20 protein-coding genes and 1 tRNA gene are annotated in these 22,118 nt (G+C 64.0%); 9 read left to right on the forward strand and 12 right to left on the reverse strand.

Going from position 1 to position 22,118, the window contains the following annotated elements:
- Positions 1–28 precede the first annotated feature (28 nt).
- On the forward strand, positions 29–910 hold the full coding sequence (gene rsmA / locus ACX4ZE_RS12225; protein ID WP_480273495.1) for a 16S rRNA (adenine(1518)-N(6)/adenine(1519)-N(6))-dimethyltransferase RsmA: 882 nt from the start codon (positions 29–31) through the stop codon (positions 908–910).
- Positions 911–970: 60 nt separating this feature from the next.
- Here rsmA and ACX4ZE_RS12230 read toward each other — a convergent pair whose 3' ends face one another.
- The 5 genes from ACX4ZE_RS12230 to ACX4ZE_RS12250 all read right to left on the reverse strand — a co-directional run bounded on the left by ACX4ZE_RS12230 (position 971) and on the right by ACX4ZE_RS12250 (position 6,484).
- Complete coding sequence (locus ACX4ZE_RS12230) at positions 971–1,177, reverse strand: heavy-metal-associated domain-containing protein (RefSeq protein WP_480273496.1); 207 nt, start codon at positions 1,175–1,177, stop codon at positions 971–973.
- Positions 1,178–1,312: 135 nt separating this feature from the next.
- The gene (locus tag ACX4ZE_RS12235; RefSeq protein ID WP_480273497.1) at positions 1,313–3,124 is read right to left on the reverse strand and encodes an ABC-F family ATP-binding cassette domain-containing protein; all 1,812 of its coding nucleotides are present in this window, start codon (positions 3,122–3,124) and stop codon (positions 1,313–1,315) included.
- A gap of 156 nt (positions 3,125–3,280) precedes the next feature.
- Entirely contained in the window at positions 3,281–4,222 is a 942-nt protein-coding gene (locus tag ACX4ZE_RS12240) for a 4-(cytidine 5'-diphospho)-2-C-methyl-D-erythritol kinase (RefSeq protein ID WP_480273522.1), read from the reverse strand.
- Positions 4,223–4,331: 109 nt separating this feature from the next.
- On the reverse strand, positions 4,332–5,219 hold the full coding sequence (locus ACX4ZE_RS12245) for an Abi-alpha family protein (protein ID WP_480273498.1): 888 nt from the start codon (positions 5,217–5,219) through the stop codon (positions 4,332–4,334).
- Positions 5,210–6,484, reverse strand: a complete 1,275-nt coding sequence (locus ACX4ZE_RS12250) for a hypothetical protein (protein WP_480273499.1) — start codon at positions 6,482–6,484, stop codon at positions 5,210–5,212. Before ACX4ZE_RS12250 ends, ACX4ZE_RS12245 begins: the two co-directional genes overlap by 10 nt.
- 169 nt (positions 6,485–6,653) lie before the next feature.
- On the opposite strand from ACX4ZE_RS12250, the gene ACX4ZE_RS12255 reads away from it, so the two are divergent.
- Positions 6,654–7,616, forward strand: coding sequence for an Abi-alpha family protein (locus ACX4ZE_RS12255; protein ID WP_480273500.1), 963 nt, complete (start codon positions 6,654–6,656; stop codon positions 7,614–7,616).
- A gap of 367 nt (positions 7,617–7,983) precedes the next feature.
- Positions 7,984–8,610, forward strand: a complete 627-nt coding sequence (locus ACX4ZE_RS12260; protein WP_480273523.1) for a nuclear transport factor 2 family protein — start codon at positions 7,984–7,986, stop codon at positions 8,608–8,610.
- A gap of 1 nt (position 8,611) precedes the next feature.
- Here the strand turns inward: ACX4ZE_RS12260 and ACX4ZE_RS12265 are convergent, their stop codons facing one another.
- Positions 8,612–10,255 (reverse strand): peptide chain release factor 3, encoded by a 1,644-nt coding sequence (locus ACX4ZE_RS12265; RefSeq protein ID WP_480273501.1) that lies wholly within the window; start codon positions 10,253–10,255, stop codon positions 8,612–8,614.
- A 306-nt stretch (positions 10,256–10,561) separates the two neighbouring features.
- Here ACX4ZE_RS12265 and ACX4ZE_RS12270 point away from each other — a divergent pair, with 306 nt between their 5' ends.
- Positions 10,562–11,146 (forward strand): 50S ribosomal protein L25/general stress protein Ctc, encoded by a 585-nt coding sequence (locus ACX4ZE_RS12270; RefSeq protein ID WP_480273502.1) that lies wholly within the window; start codon positions 10,562–10,564, stop codon positions 11,144–11,146.
- 16 nt (positions 11,147–11,162) lie between these two features.
- Complete coding sequence (gene pth / locus ACX4ZE_RS12275; RefSeq protein ID WP_480273524.1) at positions 11,163–11,759, forward strand: aminoacyl-tRNA hydrolase; 597 nt, start codon at positions 11,163–11,165, stop codon at positions 11,757–11,759.
- A 107-nt stretch (positions 11,760–11,866) separates the two neighbouring features.
- Here the strand turns inward: pth and ACX4ZE_RS12280 are convergent, their stop codons facing one another.
- Complete coding sequence (locus ACX4ZE_RS12280; protein ID WP_480273503.1) at positions 11,867–13,051, reverse strand: aminotransferase class V-fold PLP-dependent enzyme; 1,185 nt, start codon at positions 13,049–13,051, stop codon at positions 11,867–11,869.
- A 195-nt stretch (positions 13,052–13,246) separates the two neighbouring features.
- Between ACX4ZE_RS12280 and egtA the strand changes: the two genes are divergently transcribed.
- From egtA to egtD, 4 genes are all read left to right on the forward strand, one after another.
- Positions 13,247–14,593 (forward strand): ergothioneine biosynthesis glutamate--cysteine ligase EgtA, encoded by a 1,347-nt coding sequence (gene egtA, locus ACX4ZE_RS12285; protein ID WP_480273504.1) that lies wholly within the window; start codon positions 13,247–13,249, stop codon positions 14,591–14,593.
- 125 nt (positions 14,594–14,718) lie between these two features.
- Complete coding sequence (gene egtB / locus ACX4ZE_RS12290; protein WP_480273505.1) at positions 14,719–16,065, forward strand: ergothioneine biosynthesis protein EgtB; 1,347 nt, start codon at positions 14,719–14,721, stop codon at positions 16,063–16,065.
- Positions 16,066–16,155: 90 nt separating this feature from the next.
- A complete protein-coding gene (gene egtC / locus ACX4ZE_RS12295; protein WP_480273506.1) occupies positions 16,156–16,983 on the forward strand; it encodes an ergothioneine biosynthesis protein EgtC in 828 nt (275 codons plus the stop codon).
- Positions 16,980–17,951, forward strand: a complete 972-nt coding sequence (gene egtD / locus ACX4ZE_RS12300; protein ID WP_480273507.1) for an L-histidine N(alpha)-methyltransferase — start codon at positions 16,980–16,982, stop codon at positions 17,949–17,951. The genes egtC and egtD overlap by 4 nt, the downstream gene beginning before the upstream one ends.
- Before the next feature lie 27 nt (positions 17,952–17,978).
- Here the strand turns inward: egtD and ACX4ZE_RS12305 are convergent, their stop codons facing one another.
- The 5 genes from ACX4ZE_RS12305 to ACX4ZE_RS12325 all read right to left on the reverse strand — a co-directional run bounded on the left by ACX4ZE_RS12305 (position 17,979) and on the right by ACX4ZE_RS12325 (position 21,910).
- Complete coding sequence (locus ACX4ZE_RS12305; protein WP_480273508.1) at positions 17,979–18,623, reverse strand: DUF2461 domain-containing protein; 645 nt, start codon at positions 18,621–18,623, stop codon at positions 17,979–17,981.
- A gap of 267 nt (positions 18,624–18,890) precedes the next feature.
- Positions 18,891–19,136, reverse strand: coding sequence for a hypothetical protein (locus ACX4ZE_RS12310; RefSeq protein WP_480273509.1), 246 nt, complete (start codon positions 19,134–19,136; stop codon positions 18,891–18,893).
- Positions 19,137–19,268: 132 nt separating this feature from the next.
- A complete protein-coding gene (locus tag ACX4ZE_RS12315; RefSeq protein WP_480273510.1) occupies positions 19,269–20,249 on the reverse strand; it encodes a ribose-phosphate diphosphokinase in 981 nt (326 codons plus the stop codon).
- Entirely contained in the window at positions 20,246–21,736 is a 1,491-nt protein-coding gene (glmU, locus tag ACX4ZE_RS12320; protein WP_480273511.1) for a bifunctional UDP-N-acetylglucosamine diphosphorylase/glucosamine-1-phosphate N-acetyltransferase GlmU, read from the reverse strand. The genes ACX4ZE_RS12315 and glmU overlap by 4 nt, the downstream gene beginning before the upstream one ends.
- A 103-nt stretch (positions 21,737–21,839) precedes the next feature.
- Positions 21,840–21,910, reverse strand: a tRNA-Gln gene (locus tag ACX4ZE_RS12325).
- Between the last annotated feature and the right edge of the window lie 208 nt (positions 21,911–22,118).

The following is a 22,118-nucleotide window of genomic DNA, read 5'->3' on the forward strand; positions in this document are numbered from 1 at the left end:
CGGGCCCTTCGATTGATAGATTCTCGAGGTGTCGGAACCTGAGATTCGTGCTCGTGGGAGTGCTGCGTTGCTCGGTCCCGCCGAGGTGCGGGTGCTGGCGGAACGGTTCGGGGTGCGACCGACCAAGCAGCTCGGGCAGAACTTCGTACACGATGCGAACACGGTACGGCGGATTGTCGCGGCCGCGGGGGTAGATCCTGCGGATACGGTGCTCGAGGTGGGCCCTGGGCTAGGTTCTCTGACCCTCGCTCTGCTGGATGTGGTCGACTCGGTGGTCGCGGTCGAAATCGATCCTGTACTCGCGCGGCATCTGCCGGTGACTGTCGCCGATCGGGCGCCGGAGTTGTCCGGAAGACTATCGGTGGTCGAAGCGGATGCGCTGCGGGTCGGCGCTACAGATCTGCCTATCGAGCCGACGGCACTAGTGGCCAATCTCCCATACAATGTGGCGGTACCGGTGCTATTGCACCTGTTCGCCACATTGCCGAGTATCACAGTCGCTTTGGTGATGGTGCAGGCCGAGGTGGCTGATCGTCTCGCTGCTGAGCCCGGCAGCCGCATCTATGGGGTGCCAAGTGTAAAGGCGGGTTTCTTCGGCGTGGCGCGGCGTGCCGGTGCGGTGGGTACCCAGGTGTTCTGGCCGGTTCCGCGAGTGGAGTCGGGATTGGTTCGAATCGAGCGCTTCGCTCAGCCGCCGTGGTCGATGGATGCTGAGCATCGCCGTCGGGTCTTCGAGGTCATCGATGCCGCCTTCGCTCAGCGCCGCAAATCTCTCCGCGCGGCACTTGCGACCTGGGCAGGCTCGTCGGCCGAAGCCGAACGTCGTTTGCTTGCCGCGGGGATTGCGCCAATAGCCCGCGGCGAGACCCTGGAGACGGCGGACTTCGTCCGTCTGGCGGGCCAGGCCTGACGCTCCCGGCTCTGGGGAAATCTGGCGGCTCGCGTGTTGAGCACTCGCTCCGAGGTCCGGTCAGTCCACGATTTCGTAGCCGGCTTCGTCGACTGCGGCGGCGATATCGGATGCGGCGATCGGCGCGATGCTGTCGACTCGGACTGCGCCGCTGACGAGGTCGACGTCGACGTTGGTGACGCCGTCGATCTTGCCGATTTCGGTCTTGACGGAGCTGACGCAGTGTCCGCAGGTCATCCCTGTGACAGCGTAGGTTGTAGTGGGCATATCCGCCTCCTTCGTCCCCCCCGTAATTATACGACCGGGGGGTATATGGATATACTGCACTATACCCCTAGCGGGTATAGTGCACAAGGTGATCGAGTGCGGGACGGGCAGGTCGTATCCGGCTTGCCAGGTGGGTTATACGCTCTCGGCCAGTTCCAGCCAGCGCGCTTCGGCGCTTTCCTTCTCTGTGTTCACCTGCTCGAGTTCCGCGCTCAGGGTGAGCAGCTTGTCTCGGTCGGTAGCGGCCTCGGCCAACTGGGTGTGCAAACGTTGCTGGCGGTCGGACAGCTTGTCGATGGCGCGTTCGAGGCGGGTTAGTTCCTTTCGCGCCGTACGATAGGTTGCGGCGTCGGTGGCCGGTGCTCGATTCTGCTCGATTTCCGGTGTGGCGGTACGAGACAGGCTTGCGGCGAAGGCCGCGCGCTTACTCAGATACTCCTCGATGCCGCCAGGGAGGTGGGTGAGTTTGCCGTCGCCGAACAGCGCCCACGCCGAATCGCAGACGCGTTCGATGAGATAGCGGTCGTGGCTGATCACGACCAGTGTGCCCGCCCAGTTGTCGAGCAGATCCTCCAGCTGTTGCAGGGTATCGATGTCCAGGTCGTTGGTCGGCTCGTCGAGCAGCAGCACATTCGGCTCGGACATGAGGATGCGGGTCAGCTGCAGACGGCGACGCTCGCCACCGGACAGGTCGCCGACCGGCGTGCGCTGCCGGGCGGGACTGAAGCCGAGTCGCTCGGCCAGCTGGCCCGCCGAGATCTCCTTGTCACCGAGCATGATTCGCTGTGCGACCTGCTGCACTGCTTCCAGCACGCGCAGCTCGGTCGGCAGATCGTCCAGTTCCTGCCGTAGCCAGCCGATATGCGCGGTCTGACCTTGTATACGTCTGCCGGTGGTCAGCGTAGAACCGTCTGGGTCGACAGCTCCGGCCAGAGCGCGCAGCAGTGTGGTCTTGCCGGAGCCGTTGACACCCACCAAACCGATGCGCTCTCCCGGGGCCAGTCGCCAGGTGAGATCACGTACCAGTTCCCTGCCGTCCGGGGTGGTGAGCGTGGCGTCTTCCAGTTCGATGACGACGCGGCCGAGACGCTTACGCGCGAAGGCAGCCAGCGAGACGCTGTCGCGCGGCGGCGGCACATCGGCGATCAACGCTTCCGCGGCTTCGACCCGATAGCGTGGTTTGGAGGTTCGTGCCTGCGGACCACGCCGTAGCCAGGCCAGCTCCTTGCGCGCTAGATTGCGGCGCCGCGCCTCGGCCGCATCAGCTTGGCGGGCACGCTCGGCTCGGGCGTAGATCCAGTCGCCGTAACCGCCTTCATAGCTTTCGACCTTGCCACCGACCACCTCCCAGGTATTGGTCGCGACGGTGTCGAGGAACCAGCGGTCGTGGGTCACCACGACCAGCGCGCTGCGTCGGTTCAGCAAATGTTCGGCCAGCCACTGCACCCCCTCGACATCCAGATGGTTGGTCGGTTCGTCCAGCACGAGCAGGTCCAGCTCGCGCGTGAGTGCGGCGGCGAGCGCGACTCGGCGCCGCTCACCGCCGGAAAGGTTGTCGATGAGGGTGTCCATGCCGAGATCGGCGATTCCGATGCCGTCCAGCACCGAGCGGATGCGAGGGTCGGCAGCCCATTCGTGCTCGGCGATCTCGTCGGTCATCGCGTCATCGGCCAGCCCGGCCAGTACTACCGAGCCGACTTTCGCACCTGCGGGCAGCTCGCCGCGCTGGGTCACCACTGCCATACGCATACCGCCGAGCCTGCTGACCCGTCCACTATCGGGTTCCGCTAGGCCGGTGAGCACCTCGAGCAGGGTGGTCTTACCGCCGCCGTTGAGGCCGACGACCCCGATCCGTTCGCCCGCGTGCACGCCGAGGGACACATTGTCCAGCAGCGGCGTGATGCCGAAACTTTTGTGGACCTGTTCGAGATTGATCAGGTTGGACATGGATCCTTCCGGGTCTTGCTGCGGCGGGGCAATAGCGCTTCGAGCCAGCGTACCGACCGGAAAGGGCGGCCGTTGTCCTGGCAAAGGATGAGGCTCTGGCAACGGACCTGGTCCGTTCGGTGCCGAGTCGATATGTGGTCGCCGGTAGCCCGAAGGCTACGGTCGGTGCTTATCGGTGGGGTTGTCGCTGAGTATGCGGGCACCCGGCACTGGGCCACTGGCCGTCCGCACGCTGCGGCACACACCTGCGCCGGCGAGTTCGGCAGCCACCGCTATCGCCGATTCCGAGTTTTCACAGAGGAACGCGCAGGTGGGACCCGAGCCGGATATCAACCCGGCCAGTGCGCCCGCAGCCACGCCTGCGCGCAGGGTGCGGCGCAGCTCCGGTTTCAGTGATAACGCCGCTGCCTGCAAATCGTTGCCGAGCAGGGGGGCGAGTTGCTGTGCCTCGCCGGAGACGAGTGCCTGCATCAATTGTTGCGGTTCACTGAGCCGCGGCGGCTCACCGTGCGTACGCAACCGATCGAGTTCGGCGAAAACAGCCGGGGTAGGCAGGCCGCCTCTGGCGAAGGCGAGCACCCAGTGAAACGTGCTGCGGGACAGGATCGGCAGCAGGCGCTCCCCTCGGCCGGTACCGAGCGCCGTGCCACCGTGCAGTGCGAACGGTACATCGCTGCCGAGTTCGGCTGCTAACGAACTGAGCTGGTCTCTGGACAGGCCCAGTTCCCACAGTTCATTCAGCCCGACCAGCGCGGCAGCGGCATCCGCACTGCCGCCTGCCATACCGCCTGCCACCGGAATCCCTTTGGCGATAGCGGCTTCTACCAGGGGTGCGCGTCCGCCGAGGTGCGCGAGCCGGACAGCAGCCTGCCACACTAGGTTCGCTCGGTCGGTCGGCACTTCCGTGGCGCCCTCGCCGGTGACTCGGATCGACAGTGACGCCGCAGGCGTGATCTCCAGATCGTCGCTGAGCGACAATGCCTGGAATATGGTGGTCAGGTCGTGATAACCGTCGGAACGTAGGTCCCCGACTCCGAGGTAGAGGTTCACCTTCGACGGCGCGCGTACGACGATAGAACTCGGCACTACGGACAGCACGGTGCTCAAGCCTATCCGTTGTTTCCTATGACCGTGGTGCTCGATACCGCGGCCCGCTGCGGATCGGACTGTGCGCGCCGGAGTGGTGGATAAGCGGTTGAGGCGAGAACTAGTGCCCGGAAGCGTGTCCGCCCTGGAGCGCCACCGGCAGACAGGTACATACGAAATCCGTGCCGAAATCGGTGAGTATCACGCTGCGATAGATCACCTTGGTGCCGAAGCCGGACCGCTTCAACGTCTCCCGCACCGGTGACTGCGCCTCCAGTAGTTGGTAGCGGTTCGGGTTGCCGACCGGTTCTCGCGCGTGTTCGACCAAGCCGAGTCGGCGCAGGTTGGTCAAGTACTGTTGAATCCGGTTCGGGAAACGCAGCCCGGCCTGCTCACCGATCAGCGTGAGCATCGAACCGAGGCGTTCCGAGCCGAACGCGCGGGGGCGTCCGGTGCGGATATCGATCGATGGCTGTGGTCCATCCAGATGCAGAAAGCGCAGGATGCGTGCTTCGTCTGGGGTCAGCTCGGCCAGCATGCTCGCGAAGGCAGGATGGTTGTCGTCCTCGCTTTGGGTGCTCGCCGACCATCGCAGTAGTGCGGCGCCCTGCTCGCGCAGGGCCGGGGGATTTTCCGGTGTGGGTAAGGTCGCGGTGGCAGGAAGCCCGAGGGCTTTGCGCAGCGCGTCGCGTATCTCGGCTTCGGCTTCAGCGAGCACTTCCCGGCGCGGTACGCCCTCGATACTGCGTCGCGCGACAGTCGCGGTGACGCTGATCGCGGTACCGACGCCCCAGACGGTCACCCCGGTGACGGTGGTCAAGGCGAATCGGGCCAGACCCGTTGCGGCCCGCGCGGCGGCAACGGGAGCTGCTATATGCTGGGGTAGTTCGCCAGCGCGGGCGATATCCGAAACAGGCCGCCGAGTGATCTCCCGCGACGGCTCGGCATCCGCCCCCGTCGCCATACGCTCGACGACCCCGATATCGTCGCCCGGATCCGCTACAGCCATGATGTCGCCACTCCCGTTCCGAAGATCAGAATATGAGCGTATCCGGCGAAAAGCCCCAACACGCCGCCGTGGACAAAAAGAAGCCATTCATCTTGCTTGATAGCCGCGCGGAGCATATCGACGAAGTCCGGAGGTGACAATACCGACATCTGTTTGGCGATGTACTCGTTGATCTGTTTACCCTGCCGGAGATTGAACTCGGGATCGGCGAACGCGATCGGTGCGATGGACATGGCTTCAGTGGTCAGCGTCGTTTGCAACGAGTTGTATTCGCGACTGCCGAGTACGAACTTGACCGCAGGTCGCGCCGGACCGAGCGCGCGGTCGGCGGCTGGTCGCAGGGTGTCCTCCAGCATCTGCATGGTGCGATCCGAGCGCGGGCCGGTGAGCAGCTCATCGCCGATATTCGCCACGGTGATCACTTGACTGGAAACCAATTCCGCATAGCCGTCGGTGATCTCGGACTTGCGCTTGATCAGCAGGCCTTGTCGCCACGGGCACCACCATTTCGGATAGGCGGGTGCGAAGATCATGTTGATGCCGATCCAGTTGACCACCCAGCCGATGATCACGCCGCCGATCGGCAGCACGATCAAGGTGGACCAACCGGTCAGATGCAGGACGAGGACCAAGACCGCGCCCATGGGGGCGCCGAAGTAGAAACCGAAGTTCTGCATGAATCGCAGTTCCTTGGCACCGAGTACCTGGAACAGTGTGTTGAGTAGGTGTGGTCTGGCCTGGAAGTAGCGAATCACCATCTGTTTCACATCGAGCAGCTGATCGATGTTCGCGCCCAATTCCTCAGTGAGCCCACGCAAAATCTCTGGCAACTGCTGACGCACTCTGGCGTGCACCATATCGCGCACCTGGGCGGGCAGGTTGTACCAGAGCTGGGGATGTTCACGCCGCAGGATGTCTTCGACAATATCCCTGATCTGGGTATCGGCGATTCCCGCCAGATGTTCGGCCAGCTTGTCCGGTTCGAGCTCTCGGTAGAAGTCGGCTACGCTGCCGAGCTTGGCCAAGCCCTTGTCGACTGCGATGCTGGCCATCTTGTCCGCGCGGGAGGGGACGATGCCCTGCCAGCCGAGTCTGCCGTCGTAGCTCAGTAGCGGTAGTACCTGAATTCGTTTGGGGAGCAAAGGATACAGCCCGTGTAGGCCAGGAAGTCGAACGCCGTGGAAAGCGACCGGCCGAAACAGCATCAGCACACCGGTCCAGTTGGTGATATATCCGATGACCCCGGTGAAAAGGGGTATGGTCACAAGCTCGAGAAGGATCGTCGGATGGATTCCGAAGACGCTCTCTAACAAGACACCCTCCTGCCGGTACTCCGGTGACCGACGCCGCACCGGCATCCAAAACTAGCATCCACTCGGCGTGAAAACCCATTGTGTGGCGCGATGGTCGCACACTACTGGGCGGGCGCTGCGCATGACCAGTGACACAAAGGGCAGTAATCTGTGGGGCGGATTCGTTCACCCGGCGATATCTTCACTCGGCGATATCGGAGAAAACGTGGCAGACGACAGGACCGGGCAGGACGTAGCCCGAACCGGTTCCCGCACCGTCGAACGCAGTTCGGATGTCGAACAGCGGCAGATCAGCAACGAGGCGCGGCTGATCCGTGGAGTCTTCCGGGCAGCCGGAATGGCCGCGGGCACCGTCGTGCGCGGCAGTCAATGGGCCGTAGGCACTACATTCGAGGTCACCAAGGAAATCACACAAGCAGCACTGGAAGGCGACTCGTCGGCGGAGCTCGCCGAGCGGACCGGAAACGCGCTGCGGTCCATCGCTCGTAACGCACTCGGCGTCACTGAGGGCTCGGTTCGCGAGATCGTCAGCTATGTCCCGACGCCTAACGGCTCCGCCGCGCAGCAGGCGCCTGCGATCGGCCAATATCTGCGATCGGCCACTACTGAGGAGTTGCGCCGACGCGGCGACGCGTTGCTCGCCAGATCCGCCGACGTCTACTTCACCGAGGACGTGCACCCGGCCTATGACCGCATCCTCGATGAACTCGCTCCCGATGAGGCTCGTATCTTGCGTTTCATGGCGCTCAACGGCCCGCAGCCATCGGTAGACGTGCGCACCAATCGTCCACTCGGCATCGGCTCGGAGCTGGTGCAGGGTGACCTCACTTCGGTGCCGGAGCAGGCGGGTGTGCGCTATCCGGACCGAGCCCGGTCCTATCTGATCAATCTCAATCGCCTCGGCTTGACGCTGACCTCCACCGATCCCGTGGTGCTCAGTCGGTATATGGTGCTCGAGGTGCAGCCCGTGGTGGAGACGGCGTTGAAGAAGGCGGGCCGGGCGCCGAAAATCGTCCGCAAAAGTCTTCGGCTCACCGAGTTCGGTGCGGACTTCTGCCGTACTTGTTTCACGATCGGAAACTGACCGCAGGACCAGTCTGCATTCGTATATTCGATAACCAGGAGAGTAAAACCGGGGTAGCAATCTGATACATCACTCCCAATTCTGCGTGTGGGGTGGAATTGTTGTGGGTATGGATCAGAGAAACGGCGGACAAGGTCGCGGCGACCCAGGATTGGGCATCGCCGGGCAAATGGGTAAAGACCGGGGTGAGAGTCCTGGCAGGCTGAGCAACGACGATCCGGAATCTCCTCCGGACTGGCAGAATCGTGGCACAACGGGGCTCGATCCCCGCGGATCGGAGCGCAGTGTCCATGCGGCGGACACGGATGAGCGGGGCCGTGGCGATCACGGGGTCGACACCGGTGAGCAGGATCGCGGTGATCTGCGCATGGGTCAGCGGTTGCGTTTCGATGCTGGACCGATCGATTTCGGACAGGTGCGTGACGATCCGAGAGCAGTACGCGGGCGGGAACGTGTAGAGCAAGACGTCGATGACATCACGGCGATCGGTCGGTTGAAGTACCGGTATCTACGGGCGCTCGATACCAAATCATGGGATGAATTTTCGGATACAATGGTCCCTGAGGCAACTGCGATCTACAGCGAATATCTCCAGTTCGAGTCGCGCGAGGCTTTTATCGCATTCATGCGCAATACACTCGGTCCGCACGTGATCACCGAGCATCGGTGCGACCATCCCGAGATCGATATCGAAGGCGATACCGCTACCGGCACCTGGTACCTCGCCGATACTGTCCTCATCCCCGGACACAATATGTTGCTGCGCGGAGCGGCGTATTACAGCGATCGCTACGTTCGTTGTGATGACAGGCGCTGGCGGATTTCCCACACCGGTTACGAGCGCACGTACGAGGTTGTGCTCTCCCTCAGTGACCTGCCGAGTCTCCGTTTGACCTCCAGCCGCTGGGGTTTGATCGCCAGGGAAGACGGTATCGCTTCGGTGGTACGTAATCCCGGCGCGGCCTCGCTGCAGCCGGAGTCCGAGGCGGGCTGATTCAATCGGCGGTAGCGACCAAGGGCTCCAGGGTGAGTGTCGGGTGCTCCTTCTCTATGTACTGCAACCGCCATTTATCGCTGAACAACGCGAGCAACGCACCATCCGAGCGGGTGAACACCTCCACCCCGCGCTGCCGTCCGAGTTCCTCCGCCGACGCGGTATCGGTACGTCGGGCCAGCGTGTAGCCGAGGTGCTCCAGGGTGGTTTCCACGGTGAACTCCGCGCGCATGCGCGCGGTGACCACCTCGAACTGCATCGGGCCGACGGCCGCGAGCACCGGGGAGGCATCGCCACGAATATCGTTGCGCAGCACTTGCACGACGCCCTCGGAATCGAGTTGGTCGATGGCTTTGCGGAACTGTTTGTACTTGCCCGCACTCTGTGCGCGCAGCATAGTGAAATGTTCCGGCGCGAAGGACGGGATCGGTGGAAACTCCACCTTCTTGTCCACATACAGCGTGTGGCCCGGAGCCAGCGCAGTCGCGTTGACCAGGCCGACCACATCGCCGGGGTAGGCGGTGTCGACGGTGGCACGCTCACGACCGAACACGGTCAGCGCGTACTTCGTGGCGAACGGCCGTCCGGTCTGCGCGTGAGTGACCACCATGCCGCGCTCGAACTCGCCGGACACGATCCGCATGAATGCGAGCCGGTCGCGGTGAGCGGCATCCATGCCTGCCTGCACTTTGAATACCACCGCACTGAACGGGTCGCTGGTCTCTCGTGGGTTGCCCTGGGCATCCAGGCGCGCGTTGGGCGCAGGTGCGAGCGCGACCAGGGTCTCCAAGAGTTGTCGCACGCCGAAGTTCAGCATCGCGGATGCGTAGATGACCGGCGAGGTCTGCCCGGCGAGGAAGAGTTCCTGGTCATGGTCTTGGCCGGTAGCCGAGAGCAGCTCGCTTTCCTCCACGGCGGTAGTCCACGGCTCTCCCTCGCGCGCCCCGGCGGCCTCCGGGGTGAGCGATTCCTCCGGAGCGATGGTCGCGCCGCCCGCGGTGCGGGTGAAGTGGACGTATTCCATCGGTATGCCGTCGGGCCCACGGCGTAGCAGACCACGGAAATCCCCCGCGATGCCGACCGGAAGGAACAGCGGAGTGGGGGTGAGGCCGATACGCTCGTCGATCTCGTCGAGTAACTCCAGGGGAGCCCGTCCCGGTCGGTCCCATTTGTTGATCACGGTGATCACCGGTATGCCGCGGTGTCTGCATACCTGGAACAGCTTCAATGTCTGCGGTTCCAGGCCTTTGGCCGCGTCGATAAGCATGACTGCCGCGTCGACAGCGGTGAGCACCCGATATGTGTCCTCGGAGAAGTCGGAGTGGCCGGGGGTATCGACCAGGTTGATCACGTTGTCGACGTCTGAGCCCGCAGCACGATAGTTGAACTGCAGAGCGGTGGAGCTGACGGAGATGCCGCGTGCCTTCTCCATCTCCATCCAGTCCGAGACGGTGGATCTGCGCCCGGCCTTGCCGTGGATCGCGCCGGCCTCGGCGATCATCCTCGCATGCAGAGCGAGTGCTTCGGTCAGCGTGGACTTGCCCGCATCGGGGTGGGAGATCACCGCGAATGTGCGCCGTCGGGCGACCTCGGCGGGTAACCCGCGGAGCGCGGGGGTGACGACACCCTCAGGGGAGGCGCTCAACGCAAACAACCTTTCGCAGACGATCGATCGGCAATCACGTCAGCGTACGTGATGGGCCCTGACGCGAGCTGCGGTGCTGGTGATCACCCGATTCATAGCGCACGCATATGTTGAGGTATGGTGTTCGGGTTGTCTCGGCGAGGGTGACCGCAGACTAGATTTTGCGACACCGTGATCGACGCGGCGCGGCTTCTGGCCGTCCTCGGTCGGTCCTCGCCCGACGAGTAGACCACCCCGGTCAGGTGTGAGCAGCCCCTGACGGGTAATAGCCGCCAGCCAGGAAGAGCCGTAGGAGTAGATCCAGTCATGTCCGACGTCAACCTTCTCGAAGCCTCTGTTCGCACCGAGTTCGGTAAGGGCGCAGCTCGCCGCACCCGGCGCGCGGGCAACGTCCCGGCCGTGCTGTACGGCCACCAGGCCGACCCACAGCACTTGTCGGTCAACGCCCAGGCCTTCGCCGCTATCCTGCGTGAGCACGGCACCAATGCGGTGCTCAATCTCGTCATCGACGGCAAGAAGCAACTTGCGCTGACCAAATCTGTTGTGGTGCATCCGATTCGCCGTTACATCGAGCACGCCGATCTGCTGATCGTCCAGCGTGGCGAGAAGGTCACCGCGGACGTGCCCGTCACGATCGTAGGCGACGCCGCCGCAGGCACGCTGATTACCCAGGAGGCCACAACCGTCTCCGTCGAGGCCGACGCGCTGCAGCTGCCAGAGACCATCGAGGTCTCCGTCGAAAACGCCGAGCCGGGCACCCAGATCACAGCGAGTGCTCTGCAGTTGCCCGCCGGTGTCGGCCTGGCCGCTGATCCGGAGACCTTGATCGTCAACATCATCGACGCTCCAGCCGCCCAGCCCGTCGCCGGTGCGGCCGAGGGCACCGAGTAAGCGGAGAGCTGGAGCACTGACTACTACCGGCACTGTCGCGACCTCCACCGGACCCGCGCTCGTGGTCGGCTTGGGCAACCCCGGTCCCGAATACGCGCGTACCCGGCACAATGTCGGTTTTCTGGCCGCCGACGTGCTCGCGCAGCGCGTCGGCGGTCGTTTCAGCGTGCACAAGAAGTCTGGTGCCGACTTGTTGCAGGCGCGGCTGGACAGCCGCCAGGTACTCATCGCCAAGCCCCGATCGTTCATGAACCTGTCCGGTCGATCGGTGGCCGCGCTGGTGAAGTTCTTCTCCGTATCGCCTGGCGAAGTGATCGTGGTGCACGATGAACTCGACCTGCCGTTCGGTACGATCCGGCTCAAACGCGGTGGCGGTGAAGGTGGACACAATGGCTTGCGTTCTGTCTCCAGTGCCCTGAACAGCAAGGATTATCTCCGTATCCGAATCGGTATCGGCCGTCCACCAGGCCGGCAGGACCCGGCCGATTACGTGTTGAAGCCATTTTCGGTGTCGGAGCGCAAAGAGGTACCGGTGCTCGTCGAGCATGCTGCCGATGCAGTGGAGCTGCTGCTGCGTGTCGGCCTGGAAACCGCGCAGAACCAAGTGCACTGAGTGTCAGTCGGCAGGAGAAGGTCGTTGCCGTTTTCGGTGCCGTCCGGCAATGCGTAGGTGAGATCGGGCGCGGCGGTTACTGTTTCATCCACACTGGCGAGTCGGATCTAGAGTTTCGCGATGGCTTCGACAAATCGGTCGAGTTCGTCGAAGCTGACGAAGTAGTGTGGCGAGGCGCGCACGATCGATGTGAGGCCACGGGCAGTCATATCCAGCAGGGTCGAGCTCGCATGGCTGACTGTGACGGTGATGTCCTGCGTCAGCAACTGGTCGCGTACTCGTACGGCATCGATGCCGTCCACGGTGAAGGACACGATGCCACTGTGCCGGACACCGATGTCGTGCACTGTCACCCCAGGAATATCCGGCAGTGCCCTGCGCAGATGCTCGGCGCGGGCCGCGATCGCGGCGTAGGCGTTTTCGGGACCGAGGTCGAGCAGATACCGTACCGCGGCGCCCAAGCCGAGCCGCGTCGCCACGCTGCACTCCCAGAATTCGAAGCGAGTGGCGTCGGGCGCGAGCCGATAGTCGTCCGGCTCGGTCCACTTCGCACTGCGCAGATCGAGCCTGCCGGGTTCCATGGACTGTGCCAGCTCAGGTCGCAGATACAGGAATCCGGTGCCGCGTGGGCCACGTAGCCACTTGCGACCGGTGACCGACATCGCGTCGACACCTAGTTCGGCCATGTCCAAGGGAAGCTGTCCGGCGGACTGGCAGGCGTCGAGCAGCACCAGCGCGCCAACGGAGTGCGCGATCCGGGTCGCCTCGGCGGCCGGATTGACCAGGCCGCTATTGGTCGGCGCGTGCAGCACGGAGATCAGCTTGACTCGCTCGTCGACCTGTGCGGCCAGCGCGTCGAGATCGATCTGTCCGCTGCTGTCGCTGGGGACCTTTTCCACCGTCGCGCCGGTGGCGCGGGCGCGTTGCAGCGCGGCGATGGCATTGCTGGCGTAGTCAGCCTCGCAGATCAGGACGCGGTCGCCCTCCGCGAGGGGAACCGAATAGAAGAAATCTGTCCAGGAGCGGGAGGCTCCGTCGCTGAGCGCGATGCTTGTCGGCGCCGCGTTGATCAACGCGCCGATAGCGGACTTGACATCGGCGAGCTCGTCGAGCCGCTCGTTCGCGGCGCGATAGCCACCGATTTCGGCTTCGCGGCACAGATGCTCGATGACGGTGTCGGTGACGATCCGGGGCGGAAGCGACGACCCGGCGCTGTCGAGGAAAACGGGTCCCAGTTCGGACTTGGTCGCGCATCCGGGCGTGTCGACTCGTACGCGATGTCCATCCAGCATGCTGCCGACCTTATCGGGTGGCCTATCCGATCTCATATCGATTTTCTGTCGGCCCGCATGGCTACGCTGAGAAGATCATCACGTGTGAGCTACGGCAGGTTGGCGGGGAAGGTGGGTCGGCGGGGAATGAGACCGGTCCGTGTGGTGATAACCGAGGAATACGTGGACACGTTCCGGAAGCCGGTGGAGGTTGGCATGGCGGTCACACTCGAAAGTCCAGAGTCGGCCAGTTGTGCCACCGAGCAGGGAGAATTGTCTTCCCGCGCGGTGGCGGAGGCGTATATCGGCGGTGTGTGTTTCAAGCTCGGACCACCCACCTTGATCGGCGCTGAACTCGAGTGGCTCACGGTGCATGGGGAGTGTTCGGCGTCCGGCCCTTCGGCCGCTCCGCGTCCGCAGCTATCGGCTCTGGCGGATGCCCTCGGACCTTACGCACCGCAGTCCATCGCCCCAGATTCGCCTGCACTCACTCTGCCGGGGGGTAGCCGGGTCACTCTCGAACCCGGTGGTCAGATCGAACTCTCCAGCGCTCCCTGCGGCACTGCCGCGCAGCTGTGTGATCGACTGCGAGCAGATGCCGGTCTATTGCGGAAACTTCTCGAATCTCGTTCCATCCGCAACATTTCTGTTGCCGCCGATGCCGACCGCCGCCCCAGACGTCTGCTCCGGCTACCTCGTTACCGCGCGATGGAGCGGTTTTTCAGTGGTATCGGACCATTCGGCAAGCTGATGATGTGCAACACCGCGGCCACCCAGGTCAGCGTCGATGCGGGCGGTGACGAGGCGGAGGTGACCGCGCGCTGGACCGCACTGTATGCCATGGGGCCGGCATTGCTGGCCGCCTTCGCTTGTTCCCCCGTTCTACGCGGCGCACCGCCAGGGGCATGGGCGTCTCAGCGTATGCGTGCCTGGTTGCGGCTGGACCCCACACGCACCCGTCCGTCAGTGCTGGATTGGACCGATCCGGTAGCAGGATACGGAAGATGGGCACTGGACGTACCGCTGTTGTGCGTTCGCAGCTCCGGTGAGGACGCGGTGCCGGGTAGTGATCCGGACCAGGGATGGTCCGCGCCGCCCGGCGCGACCTTCGCGGATTGGCTTTCCGGCGCGCTGGACGACGAAATAGGGCGCCGCCCCGACACCAGCGATCTGGATTACCATCTGACCACGTTGTTCCCGCCGGTGCGAGCTTCGGGTCATTTGGAAGTTCGCTATATTGACGCTCAGCCCGGCGACACGTGGACCGTTCCGGTGTACGTGATCGGCGCGTTGATGTCGGCTCCGCCGGTGGTTGCTGAAGCGAGTGCGCTCGCCGCGCCGATTGTCGGCCGTTGGCTCGATGCCGCTCGCTATGGTTTGGCCGATCCCGGTATTCGGGCCTGCGCCGTCGCTCTGCTGCGGTTGGCGGCAGAGCACGCGGCGACCGAGCACGCGGCCCGCGCGATCGGCTCCGCTGCCGAGCGATGTCTTCGTGGCCGCACTCCAGTCGAGGCCTACTCCGAAAACGGTGGCCGCACGTCGCCATGGGGAGTCGGGAAGTGAACACGCCGGAGCCCATCCTCGACCCCGTGCGAGTCGCCCAGTCGAAAAGAGCCGAATCACCTGGGGCCATGCCGTTACCAACAGTCGCGCCGCCGCCGATCACCACGAACCCGCAGAGGTATACCGTGACCACTTCGTACCCAGCTCCGACCGACCATTCCGGCACCGAACAGCTACGGGACCGGATCGCCGGCGTATTGACCCGCGCTAGAAAGCGCACCCTCGCCCTTGTCGATTGTGTCGACGAAGCCGACTTGGTGGCTCAGCATTCTCGGTTGATGAGCCCGCTGGTCTGGGACCTCGCCCACATCGGCAACCAAGAAGAACTCTGGCTGGTCCGCGATGTCGGAGGTCGGGAACCGGTGCGTGCCGACATCGACGGACTTTACGACGCCTTCAAACATGTCAGAGCGGACCGTCCCGCGCTGCCGTTGCTCGATCCGGACCAGGCCAGAGGCTACGTCGGCACGGTGCGCGACAAGGTGTGGGATGTGCTGGAGCGCAGCCGATTACGAGGAAATCCACTAATCGAGAACGGCTTCGCGTTCGGCATGATAGCCCAGCACGAGCAGCAGCACGACGAGACTATGCTGGGCACTCACCAGCTGCGCGCGGGTGCCGCGGTGCTCACCGCGGCGGCTCCGCCTGTCGCCTCGGTGGCTGTCACCGGCGACATCGTCGTTCCCGCAGGGGAGTTCACCATGGGCACCTCGAAAGACATCTGGGCACTGGACAACGAGCGCCCTGCGCATCAAGTGTGGGTGCCCGGCTTCGCCATCGATGCCGCGCTGGTGAGCAACGAACAGTATCTAGCTTTCATAGACGATGGCGGCTACGAGCGTTCCGAGTTTTGGTCTGAGCGGGGGTGGGCGCATCGTATCGAGGCAGGGCTGGTCGCACCGCAGTTCTGGGAGCGTGATCCGGCCGGACGCTGGTGGCGGCGGGTATTCGGTGTGATGACTCCGTTGCGGCCGCGTCAGCCGGTTATGCACGTGTGTTGGTTCGAGGCCGAAGCTTACGCGAAGTGGGCGGGTAAGCGGTTGCCCACCGAAGCCGAGTGGGAGAAAGCGGCCAGGTTCGATCCGGTGTCCGGAGAGACTCGCCGATACCCCTGGGGTGACGCGGATCCGGAGGCAGGTACCGCGAATCTAGGACAGCGCCATCTGGAACCCGCCGAGGTCGGCGCCTATCCGGCTGGGGCCTCACCTGCGGGCGTGCACCAGTTGATCGGTGACGTCTGGGAGTGGACCGCCTCGGGCTTCGAGGCCTACCCGGGGTTCCGCGCCTTCCCGTATCGAGAGTACTCAGAGGTGTTCTTCGGCGGCGACTATCGCGTATTGCGCGGCGGTTCTTTCGGCACGGATCCGGTTGCCTGCCGGGGCACCTTCCGCAACTGGGATCATCCCATTCGCCGCCAGATCTTCGCCGGGTTCCGCTTGGCGCGAGATCTTCGGCCAGGAGAAAGCCGGTGAGCGGACCGCCGCGTCGCCAGTGGCGACAGGGCAGCCGAAGCGGCACACTCACTCGCGCGTACCGTGCGACGAGGATGTGGGTATACGCCAATGTGTAGACATCTCGGCTATATCGGTCCGCCGGTGCGAGTAGGGGAGATGCTGACCCGTGGATCGCATTCGTTGTGCGCCCAGGCTTGGGCTCCGCGGGATATGCGCGGTGGCGGCACCATCAACGCCGACGGTTTCGGTGTCGCCTGGTGGTCCGCTGTCACGGATTCGGCAACCGCCAGCCGTTACCGCAATGCCGCGCCCATCTGGACTGATCCAGCGGTGAATGAGGTGCTCACGCAACTGGAATCCTCCGCGGTACTCGGCGCCGTGCGCTCCGCTACAGTCGGCATGCCGGTGGAACGGTCCGCGTGCGCTCCGTTCACCCGCGACCGTTGGGCCTTCAGCCACAATGGCGTGGTTCCCGACTGGCGCCGCACCCTGACCGCTGTGGCCGCGGGGTTCGCACGTGCCGCGGACAAATATGGTGCCGGGGAGATGTTCACTCCGGCCCGGCTGTTGGAGGCTGAGTCAGTCACCGACGCCGCCGCGCTGTGGGAGTTGTTGCGCGTTTTGCTGGCGACCCGGGCGCCGGACAGCGAACAGGATGCTGTTGCCGAGACATTGCGGCGGCTTGTCGCCGCGATCCTCGACCGAGCGCCGGACGCCCGGCTGAATTTCTTGCTCTCCGATGGTGCGCGGTTGTGGGCGACCACCTGCTACCACTCGTTGTCGGTGCTGGTCACCGACACCTTCGCAATCGTGTCCTCCGAACCGTTCGACGACGACCCGCGCTGGCAGCCGATCCCGGACCACAGCCTGGTGATTGCCAGGCCCGGCGCGCTATCGGTCGTTGCTCTCCGCCGACCTGAAAGGCCCATGCCATGATCGCACCGACGCTGGATATCCACCTCACCGATGAAGACCTGACCGCGGCTTTACGTTCCGACGCCAGGCTGGGCTTGACCGCGAGCCCGAAGTGGTTGCCGCCCAAATGGTTCTACGATGCCAGAGGGAGTGAGCTGTTCGAACAGATCACCGCGTTGCCGGAGTACTATCCGACGCGCACTGAGCGTGCACTCTTGGAGCGGGTGGTCGGTGAGGTCGCTCGTACTGCGCAAGCCGAAGTGCTGGTCGAGCTCGGTGCGGGCTCGGCGGCCAAGACCCGGCTGTTGCTCACTGCTTCGAGTGCCTACTCGCCCTTGAGGAGCTACGTACCGCAAGATGTTTCGTCGTCAGCGTTGCGCGCCACAGTGGACGAGGTGGCGGCCGAGTTCCCTGAGCTCACCGTGCACGGCGTGGTCAGCGATTTCACCGGTACCCTGGACATCTTGCCACGCGGTGGCCGCAGGATGATTGCATTTCTCGGCGGTACGATCGGCAACCTGATTCCCATGGAACGAGCCGAGTTCCTGGCCGGGGTTCACCGAGCGCTCGAGCCCGGCGAGCATATGCTGATCGGCGCTGGGTTGGTCGCCGACCCGGCGGTGCTCGTCCCCGCCTATGCCGATGCGGCAGGTATTACCGCCGAATTCAACCGAAACGTGTTGCATGTGCTGAATTCCCGGCTGCGCGCCGATTTCGTGCCGGAGAAGTTCCGGCACGTCGCGGTCTGGGACTCGGCGCACGAGTGGATCGAGATGCGGCTGGAGGCGAGCGCGGATATGACCGTCACTGTCGCCGAGCTCGGCCTTACCGCACGTTTCGTCCGCGGTGAACAGATGCGTACCGAGATCTCGGCGAAGTTCCGCATCGATGGTCTCGAAGCCGAACTCGCCGCCGCGGGTTTCGAGACCAGGCAGGTGTGGACCGATCCGGACGATCGCTTCGCCCTGGTTCTCGCCGGACGACGTTGAGGGTGCCTTTCGCGGAGGTGGTAGCTCTTACAGTGGCCCGCCGCCGACCACCGCGGCCAGCCATTCGATCAGTGGTCGGATCGACTGCCAGGCGGCGCGCACCTCGCGTTCCGTGCGAGGGGTGTCCAGCCAGGCGGGCGCGCCGTATTCCTTGCTACAGGTGAGGGATTTGTGCCGCAGCAGATCGATGCGTGGATGGTCGGTGGCGTAGCCCTTTGGCTTGGTCTTCAGCTTCTCGCCGCCGATGGCGAAGCCTTCGCAGACAAGGCTGCCGAGGATTGCCGAGAGCTCGCAACCACGCACTTCGTCGTCTATGGTGGCGCGCAACAGCGCGAGCTGACCGGGAGACCCCTGATAAAAGCCGCCGCCGACGAACAACCCAGCAGCGCTGATCTGGACATACCATCCGACACCGGGCGCGGCGTGCACCACAGCCCCCTGAGCGATCTTGTACGGTGATTTGTCCTTGGCGAATCGGATATCGCGGTATGGACGGAAGATCTTGGCTGCCCCGAAGTCTTCCGCCAGTTCCTCGGTGAGCGCCTTCATCGGGGCCAGTACCGACTCGTCATAGACCTTCTTGTGCGCGGTCCAGAACACTTTCGAGTTGTCGGCCTCCAGATCTTCGTAGAAGTCCATTCCGGCGGGTGGGAAGCCCGTGAATCCGGTCATACTCGTACTCCTAGTGATCCTGTGCTTCTAGTGATCGAGTGCCGAGCCGTCGGTCTCCGGAATTCGGAGGGGCCGACCCCGTCGAAGAAAGCCCGAATCGGCGCATATCGAGAAATCTATATCTCGAGCCCTATGCCGAACGAGCTATTGAGCACCGTGCCGGTCATAGAACCTGTGCTAGGTCGAGACGGCACATGTGCCTACCATCGCGAACTCGTCGCCGCCCCCCGATGGTGCTGACGTGGGGAATGTCAGGCAGGGTGGATATCAGAGGTCCTTGTCGTCGATGATCTCGATCGCGGCCACCTCGGCGGACCGGTCGTCGGCTTCTTCGGCTTCGTCGCGGCCATTACGCGGTGTCCACTCCTGGTCGAGTTCATCGGCGATACCGAGCCTGCCGTCGTCTTCGTTTTCTCGGTAACGGATGCGCAGGTCGTCAGGCGGGTCCACGATGTTGCGTTGATACTCGCGGATCTCGTCCTCTTGGTCGTCATCCCCCATCTCGGTTCTCACAGGGTCACGGTCCATACTTCCAGTATCCCGCCGATGGTCGCGACTCATGGCCACTAGACGCAAAAGAGACTCATGGTCACTAGACGAAGAGGCTCGGACCGGAGCCCGAGCCGTCGTCAGACGGTGAGTTCGCTAGGCATTGCCATTGAAAAGACCAGTGACCGAGCCGTTTTCGAAGACCTCGCGAATTGTGCGGGCCAGCAGTGGCGCGATGGACAGCACCGTCAGCTGCGGGAACTTTTTCTCCTCGCCGATCGGCAGAGTATTGGTTACCACGACTTCCTTGGCGCCGCAGGTAGCGAGGCGCTCGGCTGCGGGCGGGCTCAGCACGCCGTGGGTCGCGGCGATCACCACGTCACCCGCACCGGCCTGCTCGAGCACCTTGACCGCACCGGCGATGGTGCCACCGGTGTCGATCATGTCGTCGATCAGGATGCAGGTACGGCCCTCGACCTCACCGACCACGCGGTTGGATTTCACCTGATTGGGCACCAGCGGGTCGCGGGTCTTGTGGATGAACGCCAGCGGTGAGCCGCCCAGCGAGTCAGCCCATTTCTCGGCGACGCGCACCCGGCCGGAGTCAGGGGAGACCACGGTAATGTGCTCGAGGCTGTAGTTGGTACGGATGTACTCCGCCAGCTGCAGCTGGGCATGCATGTGATCGACTGGGCCGTCGAAGAAGCCTTGGATCTGGTCGGTGTGCAGGTCGACGGTGATGATCCGGTCCGCGCCCGCAGTCTTCAGCAGGTCTGCGACCAGGCGGGCCGAGATCGGCTCCCGGCCGCGATGCTTCTTGTCCTGCCTGGCGTAAGGGTAGAAGGGCAGCACGGCGGTGATCCGCTTGGCTGACCCGCGCTTGAGCGCGTCGATCATGATGAGCTGTTCCATCAACCACCGGTTCAGCGGTGCGGGAAAACTCTGCAGGACGAAGGCGTCGGACCCACGCACCGACTCCTCGAACCGGACGAAGATCTCGCCGTTGGCGAAGTCGCGTGCGACCTGCGGCGTGACTTGGACATCGAGTTCCTTGGCGACCTGCTCGGCCAGCTCAGGATGAGCGCGTCCCGAGAAGAGCATCAGGTTCTTCTGGTTATCGATCCATGACGCGGTCACTGCTGTTCGCCATCCTTTTGCTCTGTTGCCCGACCCGACATCTCTTTGGTCGCGATGGCTTCCGCCGCCGCATGCGCCGCGTCCGTCCCTGGACGATGCCGCTGCACCCAACCCTCTATGTTCTTCTGCGGCCCGCCGGACACCGCGAGTGCTCCGGGCGGAACGTTTCTGCGCAGTACAGTACCCGCTGCCGTGTATGCGCCGTCACCCACAGTCACAGGTGCGACGAACATGGTGTCGCTGCCGGTGCGCACATGCGAGCCGACCACAGTGCGGTGCTTGGCCACCCCGTCGTAGTTGACGAAAACGCTGGACGCACCGATGTTGCTGTGCTCGCCGATAGCAGCGTCGCCGACATAGGTCAAATGTGGCACCTTGGAGTGCGCGCCGATCGAGGCGTTCTTGGTTTCCACAAAGGCGCCCAGCTTGCCGAACTCGCCGACCACGGTGCCAGGGCGCAGATAGCTGAACGGGCCGACCGTCGCTTTCGGTCCGATGGCCGCGCCCTCGCCATGGGTGCGCAGCACCCGAGCACCGTCGCCGACGACGACGTCGGTGAGTGTGCTGTCCGGGCCGACCTCGGCGTCCTCGCCGAGGACCGTATTGCCGAGCAACTGCACACCGGGTCGAAGCACCGTGTCCTTACCGATCCGCACACTGGCGTCCACCCAGGTGGACGCGGGGTCGATGATAGTTACGCCCGCCCGCATATGCCGTTCCAGAATGTAGCGGTTCAGCGTGCGCGTCGCCGCGGCCAGCTGAACTCGGTCATTGACACCGGTGACCTTGGCCGCGTCGACTAGGCGAGCGCCGTGCACGGGGTGGCCGGCCTCGCGGGCCAAGCGGAGTACATCGGTCAAATACAGCTCATGCTGTGCGTTGGCGGTGGACAGCCTGCTGATCATAGTCCGCAAGACCGCGGCGTCGAACACGTACACGCCGGAGTTGACCTCGGAGATCGCGATCTGTTCCGGGGTGGCGTCAGCATGCTCGACGATCTCCGTCAGTTGTCTGTCCTGGTCTCGAACGATGCGTCCGTATCCGTTCGGGTCCTCTGGCACGAAGGTCAGGACGGTGACCGCAGGACGCTCGGCGTAACTGCGGTGTTCTTCGAGCAGCGCCGCGAGTGTGTGCCCGTCCAGCAGTGGCACGTCGGCGGAGGTGACCAGCACATCTCCGGTGAAGTCCTGGGGCAGGGCAGTCAGCGCGCACTGCACAGCGTGCCCCGTACCCAGCTGTCTGTCCTGCACGGCAGGGGTGATCTCCCGGCCCAGATCCGCGGCCGTCGCGGCTACCGCGGCCCCGACCTGTTCGCGGTGATGTCCCACCACGGTGATGAGGTACGCGGGGTCGATCCCGTTCGCCGCATGCAGCGCGTGCGCGAGCATACTTCTGCCTGCCAGCGAATGCAGCACTTTGGGGGTCTTCGACCGCATTCGCGTCCCGGCACCGGCTGCGAGAACGACGACGGCGGTCTGCTGTGGCATGGATCTCCCTCGGCTGCCTGTCCTCGTGTGGATCTTCGTTGTGCTCGGTAAGCGCTGTGTGGTCAGCGTTTCGCGGGCCAACGATAGTCACTATGCGCTCGAGCTCCGCCGCCAGGACTCGAACCTGAACTCTCTGAACCAAAATCAGATGTGCTGCCATTACACCACGGCGGATCGCCACACCGGCGGTTCGGGGAGCGCCCACCAGTGTGTCACGGCACAAGGGAGATCCTCGCATGCCGATGCGCCATTAGTCGAACCGATACGCGGATCGAGTCGGAGATTCGTCTCACCGCTCGCTTCTGGAGGAGCGTCGGCTTCCGCCGGACCATCCTGAACGAGTGTCGCGAGATTCGCAGCTCTCCTGGCTCCAATGTTGCGT

Source organism: Nocardia sp. TBRC8007 (assembly GCF_056629435.1).